The sequence below is a fragment of the Arthrobacter psychrochitiniphilus genome (assembly GCF_003185915.1).
Classification (GTDB): domain Bacteria; phylum Actinomycetota; class Actinomycetes; order Actinomycetales; family Micrococcaceae; genus Specibacter; species Specibacter psychrochitiniphilus.
The window spans coordinates 245,007-262,826 of sequence record NZ_QHLZ01000001.1 but is presented as its reverse complement, the minus strand read 5'-3'; the positions used below and the strand labels follow the sequence as shown (position 1 = coordinate 262,826).

The following is a 17,820-nucleotide window of genomic DNA, read 5'->3' as shown; positions in this document are numbered from 1 at the left end:
ATTCCCCACTGCAGAGGGGCAGCAAAGGCTAGTCATGGCATTAACAGACATATTCAAGCGCACCGGCAACAAAAAACAATTCTTTGGAGCGTCAGCGGCCGTATTAACGGCCGCTGCTGTTGTGACAGGTGCCATTGTGTACCCGGGATTCACTACGGCTGATGTTGATCTCAATGATGGCAGCGTGTGGGTAACTAACCGTGCTGAAGGCTTGGTAGGTCACCTCAATGACCAATCGAAGGTCCTTGACGGTGGTTTTGCTGCTACCTCCACCACTTTCGATGTGGTGCAAGATGGTGGCAACGTGTTCATGAGTGGCGAGGGCGGCAACCTCCTGAACCCTGTGAACGTGCCGATGATGGCGATGTCCTCCGAGACGGACCTGGGCGGGTCCAAGCAAGTGTCACAGGGTACCAATATTGTCTCGTTGACGGATTCTGGTGCGGGTAAGGTGTGGGCTCTGGCTAATGAGGCGGTGCCTGGTTTTAGTCAAAAGACCACAGCGCCCATCCTGACCAAGTTGGGTAGTGCTGTTTCTGTGACGGCGCCTGATGAAACCATTTTTACGGTGGATGGTGAGGCTGGCGAGCTAATCACCACCACCATGAACGAATCCGGCAAGGTTGCCTCCCAGGATCGGGTGAAAGTTGAGGGGCTGGCTGGCACGGGCGAGAAACAAATCACTGTGGCAGGGGGCAAAGCTGTTGTCTTTTCCCCCGAATCTCAGACCTTGTTCCTGCCGGACGGCAAACGCGTAACCATCCCCGATTCCAAGAGCGCCGTGCTGGCTCAGCCCACTGTTGACGGGAATTTTGTGGCGCTGCAAACGGCCACAGCGTTGTTCACACAGCCCTTGGACGGTTCTGCGGCGAAGGTACTGGAACTGGGGACCACGGCTAAGGCTGTGGCGCCCGTGGTGCAGAACGGCTGTGTTCATGCTGCCTGGTCCGGCGCCAACAAGTACGTACTCGCGTGCAACGGTGCTGGCAAGTTGGTGGAGATTCCCAAGGCTTCGGCAAAGTCTGAGTTTGTGTTCCGGAAGAACCGTGACGTGGTGGTTCTCAACGATGTGAACACCGGTAACGTCTGGCTGGTCAACCAGAACATGCTGCTGGTCAATAACTGGGATGATCTAAAAACCGATTTGAAAAAGGCAGACAACGCGGACAAGGAATCTGCTGACCCCAACGTGGTAAATACCTTGCCGGACAGGACAAAGCCGAACCGTCCCCCGGAAGCTGCCCCAGACTCCTTTGGGGTGCGGGCGGGCAAGACCACTATTTTGCCGGTGCTCTTCAATGACTCCGATCCCGACGGTGACGTACTGACTGTGGAGCCTCCCACAACTGACCCCGAGATTGGTGCACTCCAGTCCATTTACGATGGCACTGGGTTGCAGATCAACGTTCCCGAGAATGCCACTGGCGCAGGCACGTTCAGCTACACAGCCAATGATGGCCGTGCAGGAACCGCTCAGGGGTCCGTTAATATACGCGTGGTGCCCGAGAGTGAAAACTCCCCGCCCAACACCATGCGCACCACCACGTTGGTGATAGAACAAGGCCAGACCATGAAGCAAAACGTGCTGACGGACTGGATAGACCCTGATGGGGATGACATCTTCTTGAACAGTGCCGTCTCCGATGATGACTCCGCTGCCATCAAGACCACGCCCGACGGCGAACTGAGCTACACCGACGATGGTGAAGGCATCGGCATGAAGACCATGACGGTGACCGTCTCCGATGGCCAGGACGTCACCGAGAAGCAGCTCAAGGTCAACGTCAAAGCTGCGGGGGGAGTGCCTCCTGTGGCGAATGCAGACCATGTCCGCGCAGTAGTTGGCCAGCCGGTAGTGTTGGCGCCGCTAAAGAATGATCAGGATCCGGCAGGTGGAAAGCTCCGGCTCGCCAGTATCTCCCGCCCACCGAACACCACAGTGTCAGAAATTGCTGACAACGGCACAGTAACCTTCACCTCGAACACGCCGAAGGAAGAGTATCTGGAATACCAGGTGACCAATGGGCCCCAGAGCGCCACCGGTCTGATCCGGGTGGATGTGGTGGAAGCTGACCGCCAAGGGTTGCCTATAGCTGTTACGGACTTGGTGATGCTGCCTTCAGGTGGTTCGGCACTGGTTGATGTCTTGGGCAACGATTCAGATCCTGCCGGGGGAGTACTGGTGATTCAATCAGTGGAACTACCGGCAGGTTCCCCTGTTTCAGCAACCATCATTGACCGCAGCATCATCAAAATCAATGACTTGCGCGGTCTGCGTGACAAGATGAGCCTTGAATACACCATCTCCAATGGTGCCGGCAGCGCCACCGGAGAGATCTCTGTGGTCAGGATCCCGGCACCCGATAAAATCCAGCCCCCACGGGTTGAACCCGATACTGCGATGGTGCGCGTGGGTGACGTAGTAAGCATCCCTGTCTTGGCCAATGACAGTGATCCCAATGGTGAGGTGCTCAAAGAACCCGTAGTAGATGAGGTGCCTGCCGCGGAATACGGGAAGTTGTTCGCGGATCAGAACCAGCTGCGTTTCATTGCCGGTGCCACACCGAAAACAGTCCAAGGCGTGTATAAGGTGGCCAACAGCTCCGGCCAGTTCAATTCAGCGCCAGTGACCATCACCATTGTGGCACCTGACCCGGAACGTAACCTCCCGCCAGCCCCGAAGAACCTGACAGGCCGTGTCATTGCCGGGGATCAAGTGCGCATTGCCGTGCCGCTGAACGCCATAGACCCCGAGGGTGATTCCGTGGAACTGGTAGGTATTGACCAGGGCCCGGCACTGGGCACCGCAGAGACCGGCAACGGCTACATTTTCTACACGGCAGCCGGTAGTTCTGCTGGCACTGACACCTTCACATACCGGGTTCGGGACAGGCTCGGGGCCGAGGCGGTAGCCCGTGTGGATGTGGGTGTGGCGCCGCCACTGGCACTGAACCACCCGCCCTTCACTGAGGATGATTACATTACAATGCGTCCGGGCCGGAAGGTCTCCTTGGATGTTCTTCTCAACGATTCCGATCCCGACGGCGGCCAGCTGGGCCTGGTCAAGGGTGGTTTCCAAGGCCCCGAAGAGATGTTTCCCGAGATCACCGATCATGGCAAGGTGCTGGTGAGAGCGCCGAAGGAAACCGGCATTGCCACCATGATGTACACGGTTGCTGACAAGTTTGGGGCCAAAGCTACCGGCAATATCCGTATGACGGTCACCCCTGATGCCGCGTTGAAGGCACCCATCGCCCGGGATGACCGGGTCACGGTGAAGCAAATGCTGGGCAAAAACACGGTAGATGTTCCCGTGCTGGAAAATGACGCTGATCCGGACGGTGTCACAGAAGATCTGAAGCTGAGCATTCAACCGGTCAAGGGCATTGTGACCGAATCCGCCACTGTCACCAGCAATGGTGCAGTGCGCGTTGAACTGGGTCCGCAGGAACAGATGATTCCCTACACCATCACGGATCAAGATGGTTTGCAGGCCACCGCCGTGATTTGGGTGCCTGGCATGGACAAGCAGTACCCGGTCCTGAAAAACAATAAGGTCATCCGCATGACGGCGGGTGCGAGTGCCACCATGATGCTCTCCGACTACGTCCAGGTGCGGGAGGGCCGCACGCCACGCCTGAGTGAGGCCGCCAAAATTTCCTTGGTCGGTGCCAGTAATGACAAGGTCATTACCGGTGACGGTGCGGGAATCAACTACGCCTCAGATATTAAGTTCTATGGCCCCGGTTCCATCACCTTCGAGGTCACCGACGGCTCGGGCCCGGATGATCCCGAGGGCCTGAAATCAACGCTGACAGTGATGACTTTGGTAGACCCTGCACCGGCCAGCACCAAGGAAAAAAAGAAGAACACCCCGCCCACTTTCACGGGGGCTTCTCTAGATGTGCCCCAACAAGAGAGTGTGAAGCTCGACGTCGGCCCGCTCGCCTTTGATGTTGATCCCGGCGATCAGCAGAAATTCAAGTTCGCACTAGGGGAGAACAAGCCGGGCAACTTTGAGGTTGGCTTATCCGGAACTGTCCTGACCATCACCCAGCGAGACGGCACCAAGGTGGGCGAGCAAGGCACAATGACGCTCTCTGTCACTGATGGGACCAACGCGCCGGTGACGGCGGATGTAGTGTTGCGTGCGACGTCGTCCGCCAAGCCCCTACCGGTGGCCAACGAGGATCTTGTTGTGGACGCCCATGCCGGCCAGGCCGAGGTGGTCAATGTGCTGGCTAATGACGTCAACCCGTTCCCGGACACGCCGCTGCGCGTGGTGGACACCATGACGGAAACCGGTTCTGCCGGCGTGACAGTCACGCACACGGATGGGGCCGTCACGGTCAATAGCGATCAAGACTACAAGGGCACCGTGGTGGTGCGTTACGTGGTGGAGGACAAAACTAAGGATCAGGCGCGGCACGCAACTGGCCGCATCAAAATCACTATCAAGGGCAGGCCGGACGCACCCACAAAACCTCAGGTTTTGGAGGAGAAGGACCAGGCCGTGTTGCTTACTTGGGATCCGCCAGCAGATAACGGCTCACCCATCACCAAGTACACGGTGGCCTGGGCAGGCGGTTCGCAAGATTGTGGAACTAACACGTGCACCATCACGGGACTGGATAACGCTACGGGCTACAAATTCACGGTGACCGCCACCAACGCGGTGGCGCAATCGCCGGCGTCGCCGGCGTCCGTCACTGCCACTCCGGACCGTAAACCGGATGCACCGGCTGCCCCCACCACCACATTTGGTGACAAGGCAGTGACCGTGGATTGGGTGACTCCAGTGGGTAAATCTCTGCTGTCACTAAATTCACTGTGGAGATTTCCCCGGTACCGGCCGGGCAGAACGGCCAGCGGACGGGGCTCACAGGCAATTCCGTCACCTGGGACGGTTTGGCGAATGGGACCGGGTACCAATTCCGGGTCCAAGCCATTAACAATGCGCCCAAACCCTCTGACTGGGGGCCGTACTCGGCATCCGTGGTTCCGGCCGGTGTGCCGGACGCGCCTGCCGCACCCACGGTTACTGTTTTGGATAAAGTTGGCAATCAAAACCAGATTTCGGTGCAGTGGAATGAGCCGTTCATCAATGGCGCGGCCATCAGCAAATACACTCTGACCCAGTCCGGCGGAGGGGACGGCGTGAGAACCTACACGCCCACCGGTACCAGCCAGACCGTCACAGTGGGTAACTCCACAGCGCCCTACATCTTCACCGTGACCGCCACCAACAAGGCAGGAACAAGTTCCTCGAGCCCTGCCTCGGCACCGCAGCGCGCTGTTGGGAAGGTAGCTATCATGGCAGCGCCGGAAATCGCGGTGGCCAATCAGAATGCGGCCGGTGGGCAAGTCACGGTGACCTACACCCCTCTCGATGACACACAGCGCAATGGTTTTGCCGCTAATGAGGTCACCTATTGTGTGACACTTTCCACCATGGGTGAAACATGTGGTATGGCGTCCGGGGCGGTCTTGGCAAGTACCAACGGCAAGGAAGTCTCTGCCACGGTCCGCGCCGAGGCAGCGGCGGGAGGGTTGAGCTCTGTGGGCGATGCCTCAAAGGCATCACTGGGAGTCACACCGCACGGAGTGCCGGGTGCTGCCGGTGTGGGTGGGAGCAACGGTGGAGAGGACTCCCAAAGTGTGTCCTATTCGTGGTCCTATCCCGGCGGGGCAGTGGACGCGGCCTCCGTCGAAGTGAAAGTGGGCTCCGGCGGCTGGAGCGCCAAATCCGGCAACGGTAGCACCACATATGATACTGGCGGGTACAACACCTCAGTGACTATTTCGGTTCGTGCCAAAAACTCCATTGGCACCTACGGTCCCGTAGCCTCGAAGACCGTGACAAGTGGCCCCAAGAAGCCAACGCCGCCGGTCACCGAAGTTCGGGTCAAAGCCGGGGACTGGCACTCCTGCACCATGGGGCCCAGCGGGGGAGGAGTATTCAAGACCAACCCTGTTCGCTGTGATGGAGTTGAATCCCCAGGTGGGAATGTGAACCTTGGTGGCAACTGGCTGGACTACGCTGACGGCTGGGTCACGGTAACGGGCTGCCATAGCAACTGGTATGTCATGAGCAGCGGACCAGTCTCCGGACGTTGGGTCCGTAGCGACACCGTGGATGTACGCGACCGTAACGGTGGCAACATCCGCTGCTAGCTGGGGTGTTGTAGCTGCGGCATTGGGGAGCGCTCCTGTGAGGGGGAGAGCTCCCCATTGCCCTTGCTGGTGCGGTGTTGGATGCTGGCATTGGTACAGTTACGGCGGATGGGCCAGGAGTTAGTCCATTCGGCATATAATGTTGTTCTTGTGCCCCGTGCGCTGGAATCCGGCAAGGACGCGGCACACAGCAGTACCCACAGTAGCTATTTATTGGAGTCTGGCACATGGCATTGCAGTCACTCACAGGACGTTCACTGCGAAAAAAAGAGATCTTGGGGATCTCCGGAACACTTGTAGTGGTTGCGTCCCTGGTGACGGGAGCCATTGTGTACCCCGGATTTACCACGGCTGATGTTGATCTTAACGATGGCAGCGTGTGGGTGACTAACCGTGCTGAGGGCTTGGTAGGCCACCTCAATGACCAATCGAAGGTCCTCGATGGTGGTTTTGCCGCTACCTCCACCACTTTTGATGTGGTGCAGGATGCCGGGAATGTGTTCATGAGTGGCGACGGTGGCACTTTGTTGAATCCTGTCAGCGTGCCCATGATGGCGATGGCTTCCGAGACTGATTTGGGTGGTGGCAAACAAGTTTCCCAAGGTACCAATATTATCTCGTTGACGGATTCTGGTGCGGGCAAGGTGTGGGCCCTCAGTAATGGGGAGGTGCCTGGTTTTAGTGAAAAGACCACGGCGCCCATTGTGAGCAAGTTGGGTAGTGCTGTTTCCGTGACGGCGCCCGATGACACCATTTTCACGGTGGATGGTGGGGCTGGCGAGCTGATTACCACCACCTTGACCGACGCCGGGAAGGTTGCCTCCCAGGAGCGGGTGAAAGTTGAGGGGCTCGCCGGTAAGTCTGACGTTCAGCTCACTGTTGCCGGGGGGAAGCCGGTTGCTTTTTCCGCTGAGTCCGGGACTGTCTTTTTACCTGGCGGCAAGAGTGTGAAGATCCCCGATGCACAGGGTGCCTTGCTGGCTCAGCCCACTGCTGACGGGAATTTTGTGGCAGTGGAAACGGCCACGGCATTGTTCACACAGCCCTTGGACGGTTCTGCGGCGAAGGTGCTGGAACTGGGGACCACGGGTAAGGCTGTTGCTCCCGTAGTGCAGAACGGCTGTGTTCATGCTGCCTGGTCCGGGGCTAACAAGTATGCGCTCTCTTGTGACGGTGCCGGAGAGTTGATTGATATTCCCAAGGCTTCGGCAAAGTCTGAGTTTGTGTTCCGGAAGAACCGTGACGTGGTGGTTCTCAACGATGTCAATACCGGCAATGTGTGGCTGGTCAACCAGAACATGCTTCTGGTGAATAACTGGGATGATCTAAAAACTGATTTGAAGAAGGCAGATAACGCTGAGAAGGAATCTGCTGATCCCAACGTGGTGAACACGTTGCCGGATAGGACAAAGCCGAACCGTCCTCCGGAAGCTGCCCCTGACTCCTTTGGGGTGCGCGCGGGTAAGACCACTATTTTGCCGGTGCTCTTTAACGACTCCGATCCTGATGGTGACGTGCTCACCGCCGAGCCTCCTGCCACTGACCCCGAGGTAGGCGGCGTCCAGTCCATTTACGGTGGTACCGGATTGCAGATCAAGGTTCCCGAAGGCGCAGCTGGCGCAGGGACCTTCATGTACACCGCCAATGATGGCCGGAAGGGAACTGCTCAGGGCTCCGTGAACGTCCGCGTGGTGCCTGAGAGTGAAAACTCCCCACCCAAGGCCATGCGTGACTCCACCATGGTGGTAGAACAAGGCCAGACCATGAAGCAAAACGTGCTGGCAGACTGGATTGACCCTGATGGGGATGACATCTTCTTGACTGGAGCAGTCTCGGATGATGAGTCCGCGGTCATTAAGACCACCCCGGATGGGCAACTTAGCTACAAGGATGATGGCGAGAACGCCGGGCTGAAGACCATGACCATCACGGTTTCCGATGGCCAGGACAGCACCGAGAAGAAAATCAAGGTCAACGTCAAACCTGGCGGTACGGTTCCCCCGGTAGCCAATGCGGACTTCTTCCGAGCTGTGGTCAACCAGCCCATCGCGCTGGCCCCATTACGCAACGATCAGGACCCTTCGGGCGGTAAATTGCGTCTGGCCAGCGTGTCCAAGGTACCCAACGCCACTATCTCCAAAATCGCGGACAACGGCACGGTCACCTTTACGGCCAGCTCACCTGGAGAGGTGTACCTGGAATATCAGGTAACCAACGGACCCATGAGCGCCACCGGCCTGATCCGTGTTGATGTTGTTCCCGAAAACACCAAGGGCTTACCCGTGGCTGTGAAGGATCTGGCCATGCTGCCAGCCGGAGGATCAGTTTTGGTGGATGTGCTGGGCAATGACGAGGACCCGGCGGGAGGAGTCCTGGTGATCCAGTCCGTGGATGTCCCGGCCGGCTCACCTGTTTCCGCAACCATCATTGAACGCAATGTCATCAAGCTCAGCGATGTCCGCGGACTCACTGGCGCTATGAGCATTAAGTACACCATCTCCAACGGCACCGGCAGCTCCGTGGGAGAGGTTGCGATCATCCGGATTCCCGCAGCAGATAAGTTACTGGCGCCCCGCGCAGAAGCTGACACTGCCACGGTGCGTGTAGGGGATGTGGTGAGTATTCCCGTCCTTCTCAATGACACCGATCCCAACGGTGAAGTACTCAAGGAACCGCTGGTGACAGAAGCCGGCAACGCTGACATGGGTAAGTTGTTCTCGGACCAAAACCAGCTACGTTTCATTGCCGGGATGACGCCAGGAAAGCTCAGCGGCGTATACAAGGTGAGCAATAGCTCGGGTCAGTCAAACTCGGCGCAAGTGACCGTCACCATTGTGGCTGCAGATCCCGAACACAATCTACCGCCTGCTCCGAAGAACCTCACTGGCCGCGTGATTGCAGGGGACCAGATCCGTATCCCTGTGACCCTGAACGGCATTGACCCCGAGGGTGACTCAGTAGAGCTGGTGGGCATTGACAAGGCGCCCTCACTAGGCACGGCGGAAACCGGCAACGGCTACATTTTTTACACAGCGGGCGGAAACTCTGCCGGCACTGATACCTTCAGCTACCGGGTTCGGGACCGGCTCGGCGCCGAAGCCATTGCCCGCGTGGATGTGGGTGTGGCCCCGCCACTTGCACTGAACCACCCGCCCGTCACCGAGGATGATTACATTACGATGCGTCCGGGCCGGAAAGTATCCCTGGATGTTCTTCTGAACGATTCCGACCCCGACGGTGGCCAGCTGGGTCTGGTCAAGAATGGCTTCAAGGGCCCCGAGGAGATGCTGCCTTCGGTCACCGATAAGGGCAAGGTGTTGGTAACTTCACCCTTGGAACCCGGTATCGCCACCATGATGTACACGGTTTCTGACAAGTTTGGGGCCAAAGCCACCGGTAATATCCGCATGACGGTCACCCCCAAAGCAGCATTGAAGGCCCCCATCGCCCGTGATGACAGGGTCACAGTGAAGCAAATGCTGGGCAAAAATACGGTAGATGTTCCCGTGTTGGAAAATGATGCTGACCCGGACGGTGTGACCGAAGAGCTGAAAGTTTCCGTGGAAGGCGCTCCAGGGGCCCCCGCACCCGATGCCACTGTCACCTCGGACGGTGCTGTGCGAGTTGTTTTGGCTGCCGCCGATCAAATGATTCCTTACACCATCACTGATCAGGACGGTTTGAAAGCCACAGCCGTTATTTGGGTGCCGGGCCTGGATAAGCAGTACCCCGTACTCAAGAGTCATGACGTCATCCGCATGACAGCTGGCGAAAGTGCCACCATGAAACTCTCTGACTACGTCCAGGTGCGGGAGGGGCGCACGCCCCGCCTGACCGAGGCGTCCAAGATTTACCTTCTGGGCGCTTCCAATGAGGATGTTATTGCAGGTGACGGTACAGCGATTAAATACGCCTCCAATATCAAGTTCTACGGTCCGGGTTCCATCACCTTTGAGGTCACTGATGGCTCCGCTCCCGATGATCCCGAAGGCCTGAAATCAACACTGACAGTGATGACTCTGGTGGATCCTGCACCGGTGGCAAAGCCCAGTGATGACAAAAAGAAGGATGACAAAAAGGAAGAGAAGAAGAATACCCCTCCCACCTTCACCGGCTCCCTTTTGGATGTTCCGCAGCAAGAGTCCGTGACCCTCGATGTTGGGCCACTGGCCTTTGACATTGATCCGGGTGATAAAGAGAAGTTCAAGTTCGCGGTGGTGGGCGGCACTCCCGCCGGCTTCAAGGTGAACCTGGCCGGTAGCGTCCTGAGTGTTTCACTCCAAGACAGCACCAAAGTGGGCGCCACGGGTACCATCACGATGCAGGTTGAGGATGGCACTAATCCTCCTGTTCCTGCGGAAGTGCTACTCAAAGCCATCTCCTCCTCGGAACCCTTGGCTGTGGCCAACGAGGACATTGTTCTGGACGCTCATGCTGGCCGGGTGGAAACCATCAAGGTTCTTGAAAATGACGTCAACCCTTTCCCAGATACGCCCCTGAAGGTAGTGGGAACATCAGTGGAGACCGGTAGCGCTGGCATCACCGTCACTAATAAGAATGACTCCGTCTCCGTCAACACCGCCGAAGACTACAAGGGCACAGTGGTGGTGCGTTACATCATTGCTGACAAGACCAACAATGAGGACCGGTACGCCAACGGCCGGATTCGCATCACAGTCAAGGGCCGGCCGGATTCACCTGCCAAACCCCAAGTGGAAGAGGAGAAGGATCAAGCCGTCCTGCTCACGTGGGATCCGCCAGCAGATAACGGCTCACCCATCACCAGTTACACGGTGGCGTGGGCTGGCGGTAGCCAGGAGTGTGCCACAAACACGTGCACCATCACGGATCTGACCAACACCAAAACATACAACTTCACGGTGACGGCCACGAACGCCGTGGGCACCTCACCGGCATCCAAGGCCTCCGTAGGCGCCACACCGGACCGTATCCCCGACACCCCGCTGGCACCAACCACAGTGTTCGGTGATAAGTCCGTGGTGGTTAGCTGGGTGACCCCGGTGGGTCCCTATTCCGCAGTGACCAAGTTCAACGTGGAGATTTCCCCGGCACCCTCGGGGCAAAACGGCCAAAAGCCAGGCCTCACAGGAAACCAGACCACGTGGAACAATCTCGAGAATGGTACGGAATACCAATTCCGCGTCCAAGCGATTAACAAGGCCCCCAATCCCTCAGAATGGAGTGCTTATTCCACCTCCGTGATCCCGGCTGGTGTGCCCGGTGTTCCTGCCGTGCCCGCCGTGACAACCAATAAGGCCGTGGGATCCAACAGCCAGGTGAGTGTTTCCTGGGAGCAGCCGTTTATTAACGGTGACCCCATCTCCAAATACGAGGTGGAACGTTCCGGCGGTGGGCAGGGGACTTCCACGCAAACGGTGACAGGCCTGAGTACCACCTTCTCCGTGAGCACGTCAACAGAGGGCTACCAGTACCGGGTGCGGGCAACGAACAAGGCCGGCACCACCGCGTGGAGTGGAATGTCCGCGCCACAACGTGCCCTGGGTAAGATCACGGGGATCCCCGCAGCGCCGGGGCTAACCTTGGTGGGCACTGGCGGATCCGGTGGGCAGGTCAAGGTCACCTATGGCGCAATTCCCCAGAGTCAGCTCAACGGTTACGCCAGTGGTGAGGTGCAATACTGTCTCACTCTCACTCCCGGCACTACCAGCTGCGGTGTGCCGTCCGGGGTGGTCCTGAATTCCCCGAATGGCACCAACGTCTTCGCCAACGTCTATGCGCAGCCAACATCCAATGCTGGTGACCGCAGTGATACTTCCGGTCCGTCCGCGAAACTGGCACCGTATGGGACTCCTGGAACTCCTGGAGTGGGTGGCAGTAATGGGGCAGAGGATCAGCAATCTGTGAGCTACTCGTGGTCCTATCCCGGCGGGGCCGTGGACGCGGCCTCGATTGAGGTGAAAGTGGGCTCCGGTGGTTGGGCTGCCAAATCCGGCAATGGGAGTGCCACGTACAACACGGGTGGCTACAGTACTTCGGTGACCATCTCGGTACGCTCCAAAAACTCGGTGGGCACCTACGGTCCTGTTGTGTCCAAGACACTGACCAGCGGACCCAAGAAACCGCCACCGCCGCCCGTGACAGAATGGAACATTACCCACAGCATCGGCAACCGAACGTGCATGGATGCTCTGGGCAGTACCAACTGGACCGGCAGCGGCTGCTCCGGTGGGCACTGGTTGAATCCGGGTCAGACCATCCTCAGCAACTGCTACGTCTACCGAGATAGCAGTTCTGGGAACCAAGGTAACTGGTTCCGCCAGGTTAGCGGACCCAATGGAGCCAACAACGGCTTGTTTGCTCGTTGGGATTCTTTCAGTGGTTCCCGTTCCTGGAAGCCCAGCCCCAACATGCCGAAGTGTCCGCAAGGTCCCGGGCAGTGGTGATGGGCTTCTCGCCCAGAAACTTCTAACCCAGCAACTTCTAGCCCAGCGGCGCCTATTGTGTTTGGGTCAACTGCTGCATAATTCAAGCACGGCGCGTATGTCAACGGCGGCCCCGGCTCATGCCGGGGCCGCCGTTGCTCAAGTGAATAATAAAGTGAAAGTGTTGAATAAGTCCCGCTAATGGCGAGTAACGCCAACTAGTGGATAAACTAATGCAGGTTTTGCTGCAAACGATGCACCAATCTACACAATCGAAAGAGGATGACATATGTCCATGACGCCCGAACAGGCCACATGGTTTGCAGGAACATTTGAGAAGTTGGTGGCTAATGTTGGTCAGGCGATTCTGGGTAAGTCTCAGGTCATCAGCCTGACCCTGGCCGCTATGCTCGCCGAGGGTCATGTTCTGTTTGAGGACGCTCCGGGCACCGGCAAGACCATGCTCGCCAGGGCCCTGTCAGCGACGGTCAAGGGCAGCAACAGCCGCATCCAGTTCACCCCTGATCTGCTGCCTTCCGATGTGACTGGCGTCATGATCTATGATCAGAAGATTCAGGAATTCGAATTCCACAAGGGCCCCATCTTCGCCACGATTGTGCTGGCCGATGAGATTAACCGGGCCTCCCCGAAAACGCAGTCAGCTCTGCTGGAGGTCATGGAAGAGTCCCGTGTGACCATGGACGGCAACACGCACGAGGTGGGCCGGCCCTTCATGGTGCTTGCCACTCAAAACCCCATTGAGCAGGCCGGTACCTACCGCCTCCCCGAAGCTCAGCTGGACCGCTTCCTAGTCAAGACCTCCATCGGCTACCCGGACCATGCCTCAACGGTCCAACTGCTGGCCGGTTCCAGTCAGCGTGACAGGACCTCCTCCCTGCAGGCCATCATCACACCGCAGGCAGTTTCGGAGATGGCGGACCTGGCCTCAACCACTCATGCGGATGCGGCCGTGTTGGAATACATCTCGCGCTTGTGTGAAGAAACCCGCAACGCTCCGGAAACCCGCCTGGGTGTTTCTGTCCGTGGCGCCATCGCCATGGTTCGCCTTGCCAAGGTGTGGGCGGCTGCGAAGGGCCGCAACTATGTACTGCCCGATGATGTCAAGGAATTGGCGCCGTACGTGTGGACGCACCGCTTTGTCATGGATCCTGAAGCGGAATTTGCCGGTGCCACTCCCGAAGCAGTCCTGAGCCGCATCATGGCTGAGGTCGCGCCTCCGCAGCAGCGCGCTTCCGTCTAAACACACCAGCACCCTAAACACACCAGCACCATAAGCACGGAAGCACAGCACATCACAGCACCACCAGCCGAAGGTAAAACATGAGCATTAAATCCAGCGCAGGGAAGGTGGGGGAGTTTCTCTCCCGGCCTTTCCACCGCGAAGGATCCCCCACCCGCTTGCACCCCGCCTCACTCACCCGTGAGGCGGGGAAGGTGGCCAGCATTTATGCTGCTCCCGTGTGGTCCAAGATTGTGGCCTGGTTTAAGCGCTGGATCAGCCCGGCCCTAGCCACCATTAGTACTCTGGGCTGGGTTGTCCTCGGTACGGCTGTTTTCTTGTGGACCCTGGGAGCCCGGTTCGGCTGGCAGGAAGCCAAAGTGGCCGCCCTGCTGGGCGTGGTGTTGATGCTTATTGCCATTGCCTTTGTGCTGGGCAAGTCCATGTACGCGGTCAAGCTTGATCTGGCCCGCACCCGGGTTGCCGTGGGTGATAACGCCGTGGGCAGCATTGCCGTGGCCAACATGTCATCCCGTAGTGCCCTGCCCGCCGCGCTGGAACTGCCGGTGGGTCAGGCCACGGCACTGTTTCACCTGCCGCGTATGAAACCTCAGGAGATCCACGAGGATCTCTTCACCATCCCCACCACCCGCCGAGCCGTCATCACAGTAGGGCCGGTACGTTCTGTCAATGCAGATCCCTTGCAATTGCTGCGCCGTCAAATGCTCTGGACGGAGCCCGCGGACCTTTTTGTGCATCCCCGCACCACAGCCCTGGATGGCCCGGCCGCCGGATTCCTGCGTGACTTAGAGGGCCTGACAACCCGGGATCTTTCCAGCTCCGATATTGCCTTCCACGCCCTCCGTGACTATGTGCCTGGCGATGACCGCCGGCATATCCACTGGAAGACCACGGCCCGCACCGGCAAGCTCATGGTGCGCCAATTTGAGGAAACCCGCCGCTCACACATGGCCGTGGCCCTTTCCATCAACACCGATGAATATGAGCACGACGACGATTTTGAGTTGGCCATTTCGGCTGCGGCCTCGCTGGGCAGACAAGCCATCAAGGAAAGCCGCGAGCTGAGCATCATCACCCAGAAGGGTCCTATCCGTTGTGAGACGGGTAGGAATCTGCTCGATGACATGACCCGGGTGGAGGGGTTCAACCGCCGCGGCAACTCCGTGGACTTGGCCCGCACTCTCTCCGATGTGGTGCCCAATGCTTCCGTGGTGTTCTTAGTGGTGGGCTCAAAAGTGACCCCGGGACAATTACGCAGCGCGGCCGCCTCCGTACCGCCGGGTGTGCGTGCTTTTGCCATCCGTTGCTTTACCGGGGCACAACCGGCCCGTGCCAATATTGCCGACCTGACCGTCCTGACCTTGGGCGAGCTCAGTGATCTGGCAGCAGTTCTGAGAAAGGCCGTCGCGTGAGCGCCCGCAGGAGCGCGGCAGCACAGCCGCAAAACAACTCATCAGATTCCCAAGCAGCAGGGCAGGCAGGCACCCGCGCATCCGCCCGGCGCCAGTCACGGGTGGAAACGCCGAAACAGGCTCTCCCGCAGAAGCCGTCAGCGTTCGCAGGCGGGCGCCTATGGTGGCACTTTGTCCTTGACGGGGCGGTTTTAGCGATCTTGCTCGGCGTCGCCGTTCTCGGCTTTGGCCCTACTTTTGGCCACAGCCCCGCGTACTTGGTGGCTGGAATTGGCGCCATTGTGCTGGGTCTGGGTGTGGCAGCCATGGGAGCTCATTGGCGGTTTGGCCTGATCCCCTTGGTGGGTGTGGGCTTCTTGGTCTATATGCTCTTCGGTAGCGCCCTCGCCGCACCGAACGAGGCTTTCTTGGGTTTCCTGCCCAGCCTGGACTCCTTGCGCGGTCTGTTGCTGGGCATCATGCTCTCTTGGAAGCAGCTACTGACTCTTGCACCGCCGGTGGGAACCAGTGTTGAGGTCATGGTGGTGCCTTATCTGTGCGCCTTTGTGACGGCTGTTGTGGCTGGCAGCCTGGCCTGGCGCCTGCGCACCGCCTATTGGGCGTTGGTTCCGGTGGTGGCCTTATTTATCACCGCGATTCTCTTTGGTACGGCAGAAGTTTTCCTGCCTGTTCTGCGGGGCTCTCTGCTGACCGTGGGTGCCATTGCGTGGCTGGCTTACCGCCATGAACTGGTGCGCCGTGAAATGGCGGGTTCCATCTCAGCCAATCAGCAGGTGCAGGACGCTGCCGGCGCACGGGCTTCCTTGCTGCGCCGGATAGGCATGGGCGCTGGAGTGATCCTTGTTGCCGGGGCGCTGACCATGGCGGCGGCACCTGTTTTGACTCAATCATCCAGCCGTGAGGTGCTGCGCGATACCGTGATCCCACCGCCGGACTTGCATGCCTTGCCTTCTCCGCTGACCAAGTTCCGTGACTATGTAAAGAATGAAAAGGACACCGTCCTTTTCACGGTTGAGGGCATGCCCAAAAACGGCCGTGTACGCATTGCCGCCATGGACAACTACGACGGTGTTGTTTTTACTGTGGATCCCAACAGCTCTGCATCCTTTTCCCCGATTGGTGACCCGAAGGCTCTGAACCAGGGCACTGATGGTGAGGGGCGCGACGTCGGACTGGTCATTGAGGGGTATCAGGGAGTGTGGATTCCCAATGTGGCGGTGGCCCGCAGCCTGAGCTACCAGAGCGCCCAGGGCTCCACGCCCACGCTGTACTTAAATAAAGAATCCGGCACCGCGCTGAACCTGACGGGTGTCAAGGATGGCGATTCCTATTCCATGGATGTCCAATTCCCGCAGGTGGAGGGCAACAAGCTGGCCGGCTCCGAGTTTGGCCGCGTCAACCTGCCCAAGCTGGAGAACGTGCCGCAGGTTGTTGGCACCAAGGCCAATGAGATTGTTGGTGAGGCGGACACTCCGCTGAAAAAGGTACAGGCACTGGAGAGTGCGCTGCAGCGTGAAGGAAAGTTCAGCAACGGTCTGGACGGACAGGCCCAGTCCAACTCGGGCCACAGTGCTGCGCGTATCACCAAGCTGCTCAGCGGCAAGGAAATGGTGGGCGACGACGAGCAATATGCCACGGTGATGGTGCTTATGGCCCGTCATCTAGGTATTCCTGCCCGTGTTGTCATGGGCTTCTATCTGGATGAGAAGGACACCGGCAACGGGGCCAGCACCATCAAGGTCAAGGGTGCCGATGTCCACGCCTGGGTTGAGGTCAACTTTGCGGGGCAGGGCTGGGTGCCGTTTAATCCGACGCCGGATAAGGACAATGTGCCGAACCCGCCGGAGCCCCAGAACGCCTCCAAGCCCAAGCCGCAGGTGCTCCAGCCGCCGCCTCCGCCGCAGGAGCCGGCCGATCTTCCGCCGGACAGCGCTCCCGATGCCCTCGACACTGACGGTAAAAAGGATCAGCTCGCCGGTATTTGGGGCACCATCTTGCTGATCGCAGGCGTTGCTGCAATTCCTTTGCTCATCATCGCGCTGCCGCTGATCCTGATTGTGGTGCTGAAGTCGCGGCGCCGTAAGAAGCGCCTCACCACCGGACTGCCCACCGACAGGGTGGGTGGCGGATGGTCGGAAGTGCTGAGCTTGGCCACCGATCTAGGTGCGGGACCGGAGCCCAGCGGCACCCGCCGCGAGAGCGCTGCAGCACTGTACGGCGCATTCCCTGCCACGGCCGGCACCACTGCACTGCTAGCAGAACGGGCTGACGCCGCCATCTTTGGACCGGGTCAGCCCAGCGAAGAAGAAGTCGCCACATACTGGCAAAATGTGGAACATTCGGCCCAAGGCATGACTGGGTCGGTAGGATTCTGGAAGCGGCAACGGGCAAAGTTCTCACCACGATCATTGCTGGCCGATGCCAGACTTCGCGCCCAAGAAAGGGCACGGACTAAGGCGCAGAGCAAGGAAGCGGACCGCGGACTTTGGGGCGGCGAGAGTGGCGATGACCAAGGCCGTGCGGGTATCCGTGCCAAGCTGGCGCAGATGATGAAGAAGTCCTAAGAAGG

At 58.8% G+C, this 17,820-nt stretch carries 6 protein-coding genes; all 6 read left to right on the top strand.

Features of this window, described 5'->3' with window-relative positions; translation table 11 throughout:
• The first annotated feature begins 34 nt into the window (after positions 1-34).
• The 6 genes from CVS29_RS01155 to CVS29_RS01130 all read left to right on the top strand — a co-directional run bounded on the left by CVS29_RS01155 (position 35) and on the right by CVS29_RS01130 (position 17,815).
• On the top strand, positions 35-5,134 hold the full coding sequence (locus tag CVS29_RS01155; protein ID WP_110104494.1) for an Ig-like domain-containing protein: 5,100 nt from the start codon (positions 35-37) through the stop codon (positions 5,132-5,134).
• Positions 5,047-6,174 carry a fibronectin type III domain-containing protein gene (locus CVS29_RS01150; protein ID WP_146212955.1) on the top strand — a complete coding sequence of 376 codons (1,128 nt, stop codon included), beginning with the start codon at positions 5,047-5,049 and terminating at the stop codon, positions 6,172-6,174. Before CVS29_RS01155 ends, CVS29_RS01150 begins: the two co-directional genes overlap by 88 nt.
• 227 nt (positions 6,175-6,401) lie before the next feature.
• Positions 6,402-12,599 carry an Ig-like domain-containing protein gene (locus tag CVS29_RS01145; protein WP_110104492.1) on the top strand — a complete coding sequence of 2,066 codons (6,198 nt, stop codon included), beginning with the start codon at positions 6,402-6,404 and terminating at the stop codon, positions 12,597-12,599.
• 268 nt (positions 12,600-12,867) lie between these two features.
• The gene (locus CVS29_RS01140) at positions 12,868-13,839 is read left to right on the top strand and encodes an AAA family ATPase (RefSeq protein ID WP_110104491.1); all 972 of its coding nucleotides are present in this window, start codon (positions 12,868-12,870) and stop codon (positions 13,837-13,839) included.
• Between the two features lie 80 nt (positions 13,840-13,919).
• Complete coding sequence (locus CVS29_RS01135; RefSeq protein WP_110104490.1) at positions 13,920-15,251, top strand: DUF58 domain-containing protein; 1,332 nt, start codon at positions 13,920-13,922, stop codon at positions 15,249-15,251.
• Positions 15,248-17,815, top strand: a complete 2,568-nt coding sequence (locus CVS29_RS01130; RefSeq protein ID WP_245931998.1) for a transglutaminase domain-containing protein — start codon at positions 15,248-15,250, stop codon at positions 17,813-17,815. Before CVS29_RS01135 ends, CVS29_RS01130 begins: the two co-directional genes overlap by 4 nt.
• The last annotated feature ends 5 nt before the right edge of the window (positions 17,816-17,820 follow it).

Coding starts and splice junctions, on each gene's coding strand:
- CVS29_RS01155 (WP_110104494.1), top strand. CDS start 35: ATGGCATTAACAGACATATTCAAGCGCACCGGCAACAAAAAACAATTC.
- CVS29_RS01145 (WP_110104492.1), top strand. CDS start 6,402: ATGGCATTGCAGTCACTCACAGGACGTTCACTGCGAAAAAAAGAGATC.
- CVS29_RS01140 (WP_110104491.1), top strand. CDS start 12,868: ATGTCCATGACGCCCGAACAGGCCACATGGTTTGCAGGAACATTTGAG.
- CVS29_RS01135 (WP_110104490.1), top strand. CDS start 13,920: ATGAGCATTAAATCCAGCGCAGGGAAGGTGGGGGAGTTTCTCTCCCGG.